This window comes from Aneurinibacillus sp. UBA3580, from assembly GCF_002375825.1.
Lineage (GTDB): Bacteria > Bacillota > Bacilli > Aneurinibacillales > Aneurinibacillaceae > Aneurinibacillus > Aneurinibacillus danicus.
In genome coordinates this window covers 102,870-106,359 of the sequence record NZ_DFMZ01000051.1, presented here as the reverse complement: position 1 = coordinate 106,359, position 3,490 = coordinate 102,870, and the positions used below count along the sequence as shown (strand labels likewise).

Below are 3,490 nucleotides of genomic sequence, written 5' to 3'. Positions count from 1 at the left end.
AAGCCGATTCATCTCATGACTGAGGTCACGAGTTTTCTCGGCTAATTCATAAAACGCAACCAATCAAAAGGCAGCTTCCCATTTGACGGAAAGCTGCCCTTTCTTATGAATCGGCATGTTTTTATCATGCAATCTCTTTTCTCATTTCTTTACTCCCCCGTTCCTCTTCAAAAAGCGATTTACTGTACGTATACTTACTTCAATTTAGGCAATTGTCAAACATTTTTATTGATTTATAATTTTAACATATCAATTTATCGTCTCAGAAGAGGTGGCTTGCTTGAGTCTACGAAAGCGTCTTATGCTAGTGTATACCTTACTCGTCTTGTCGCTCGGGGTCCCGCAGCTTGTATGCGCCGCTGTCTCTCCTTCACAGCTGCCAGTGAAAAAGACATACAAAATCGCGGCAGAATGGGCACTTCCTCCTTTTTCTTATATAACATCAAACGGATCGTTCGTCGGCGCCAGTATCGATATCATGGATAAAATCGCGACCTATAATAATCTTGCCTTCGAATACATTCCAATGGACCTTGCCCGCGCGGAAAAAGAGCTGCAGGCGGGGCGAATCGATGCCATCGCCGGGATGACATACAGTACGGAAAAAAGCGGTGCGTTTGATTTCTCAGATCCGTACTTCACCATGTCGGACGCGTTAATTATTCCTAAAGAAAAAAGGCAGGCCGTACACAGCATCAGCGACATACGCTCCCTGCATGTCGTTCTGCAAAATCGGAAACCCGTGCTGGAATCGCTGCTTAATCTGCGCCATTCCAATCTTACGGTCACCAGAAACCAGCTTTCCGGTATGCTGCTCCTGCTTGAGAAGCGGGCGGATGTATTTATCGGTAATAAATGGACAGCGAACGTATACTTGCGGCATTTCAGACAGCAGGACAACTTTATCATTCTGGAAGAAGTTATCGAGCCGGCCGATTTCGCCATTGCCGTTCGTAAAGGTGACGACTCGCTGCTTGCCGTCATCAATCGGACATTGACAACAATGAAAGCGAAAGGAGAAATTAATCAGCTTATGAATAACTGGCTGATGTCGGAATCGGATGTACAAATCGCCCGCCTACAGAAGTTCATTCAATTGCTGGCGACGGTTCTCATCGCAACAGCGTGCGTGCTTCTGTTTATTTATTTATGGAACCAGCGTTTAAAAAAAGCGGTGCAAAGTCGCACCGAAGAACTCTGGCTACTTACTCACCATTTGCAAGAACAACGTCAAGATATCGCTGACCGTGATGCATTCAAAGAACAAATCTTAAATAACATCCATACCGGAATTGTCACATTCAGTATGGACTATAAGGTAACGAGCTACAATACGCGCGCAAATGAAATGCTGGGATTCACGGGTGGATTTTTCAAAGAGAAGAACTACCCTCCGCTGCTCGCCCGTATTCTGGCACACTACAGAGATAACAGCAAACAACATCAAAGCCACAAAAACGCTTTAACCAAATTAGAAATCAATGAATCAGGAGTCTGGAAAGTGATTTACTACCGTCTGCTCACCCTGCATGACGCCCAGAAAAAGCAAATAGGATACTTGCTCTCTATGACCGACCGCACGGAAGAGACCCGACTGGAACAAAAGCTTGTCATGCAGGAGAAGCTGCATGCTTTAGGCCAGCTTGTAGCGGGAGTCGCTCACGAAATCCGCAACCCGCTGACGTCTATTAAAACATTCGTCGACCTGCTGCCCAGCAAATACGATCAGCCAAAATTCCGGGAAGCCATCATGGAACATCTGCCTGCTGAAATTAACAGGCTGAATGCGATTGTAACCGATTTACTGGATTACGCCCGTCCTCGTTCGCCCAGCAAAGAAATGTATCCGGCCAACGCCCTGCTCACTTCTTTGCTCACGTTTTTACGGGTTACCCTGGAAAAGAAAGAGATTGTTCTTGAACAATCCTGCCAGGATGATATTGCCTTTTATACTGATCCACAGCAGATACGGCAAGTTTTTTTGAATCTTCTGCTCAACGCCATTGATGCTGTAGAAGAAACAGCAGAGAAGAAAATCATAATTACCGTGGAAAAAGAAAACGCGGAGACAGGACGAATTACAATTGCCGATACCGGGACCGGAATCGAATCGGAACAGATGAAACGTATTTTCGAACCTTTCTACTCAAGCAAACATAACGGTGTCGGACTCGGACTTCCCCTCTCCTATAAACTACTTAGAGAAAACAAGGGAGACATTCGCATAACAAGCCATCCTGGCCTGGGAACGAAAGTCACTGTCTTTTTACCGTTGCATAAACCGGAGGAGGAATCATAATGAAACCGCACGTATTGATACTTGATGATGAACGCGCCATCTGTACCTCACTTAGCTTTGCGCTAGAAGACGCATATGATATCACTGCTTTTACTGACCCTATGGAAGGACTGCGTGCAATGGAACAGCATCCGTTCGATATCGTACTGCTGGATTTGCGGATAGGGTCCCGCAGCGGCATCGATATCCTGCGTCAGATTAAACAGAAGCATCCATCTGTCATCGTGATTATGATGACCGCTTACGCCTCCATCGAATCGTCTATCGAAGCGATTAAGCAGGGGGCGTACTATTACATTGAAAAGCCGATTAACACGGAAGAAATACAGTTGTTAATGATGAAAGCGCTTGAACATAAACGGCTCTCCCTTCAGGTTGAGACGCTGCATGCACAGCTTCAGCAAACCAGCGGACGAAGATGTTTCGTAGGGAAAAGCAAGGCGATGGAACATGTCTTCTCCATGATTGAACGTGTAAAAGATATCGATTCGAACGTGCTCATCACCGGAGAGAGCGGCACCGGCAAAGAGCTGGTGGCGCGTGCCATCCATGATACGGGCAGGCGAAAGAACGGTCCGTTAGAAATCGTCAACTGCGCAGCCATTCCGGAGACGCTGCTGGAAAGTGAACTGTTCGGCTACGAAAAAGGGGCATTCACCGGAGCGACGCAGCGAAAAGAAGGAAAGTGGGCAGCAGCGAACGGCGGTACGCTATTTCTCGATGAAATAAGCGAGATGCCGCTTGCTCTGCAGGCTAAGATTCTGCGGGTTCTCCAGGAACGTGAAGTGACACCTCTTGGGTCAAACCGAAAAATCTCCCTGGACGTACGGATTGTAAGCGCTACAAATAAACGGCTGGAACAAATGGTAGCGGAAGGAACGTTTCGCGAAGATTTATATTTCAGGCTTAATGTCATCCCTATATCGGTCCCGCCACTGCGGGAAAGAGAGGGAGACTTGCCGCTGCTGCTTGAATACTTCCTGCAAAAATACTCCCGGGAAATGGACAAAGCTCCAAAAAGGTTGTCAGCAGCCGCGCGCCGTCTCTTGCTCGCTTACAACTATCCGGGCAATATCCGCCAGCTCGGAAATATTATAGAGTATGCCGTCGCCCTTTCCTCCTCCGACATCATTACGGAAGAAGATCTGCCGGAATATGTTCAGCAGCCTAGTCCAACCACGATTCCTGCTG

General features: G+C 47.1%; 2 protein-coding genes. Both read left to right on the top strand.

What is annotated here, in order from left to right:
• Positions 1 to 280 precede the first annotated feature (280 nt).
• Complete coding sequence (locus tag B2899_RS08645) at positions 281 to 2,299, top strand: transporter substrate-binding domain-containing protein (RefSeq protein ID WP_286885100.1); 2,019 nt, start codon at positions 281 to 283, stop codon at positions 2,297 to 2,299.
• Positions 2,299 to 3,490: sigma-54-dependent transcriptional regulator (locus B2899_RS08640; protein WP_286885099.1), on the top strand; the 1,192-nt coding region annotated here is incomplete at its 3' end. The genes B2899_RS08645 and B2899_RS08640, both read left to right, overlap by 1 nt.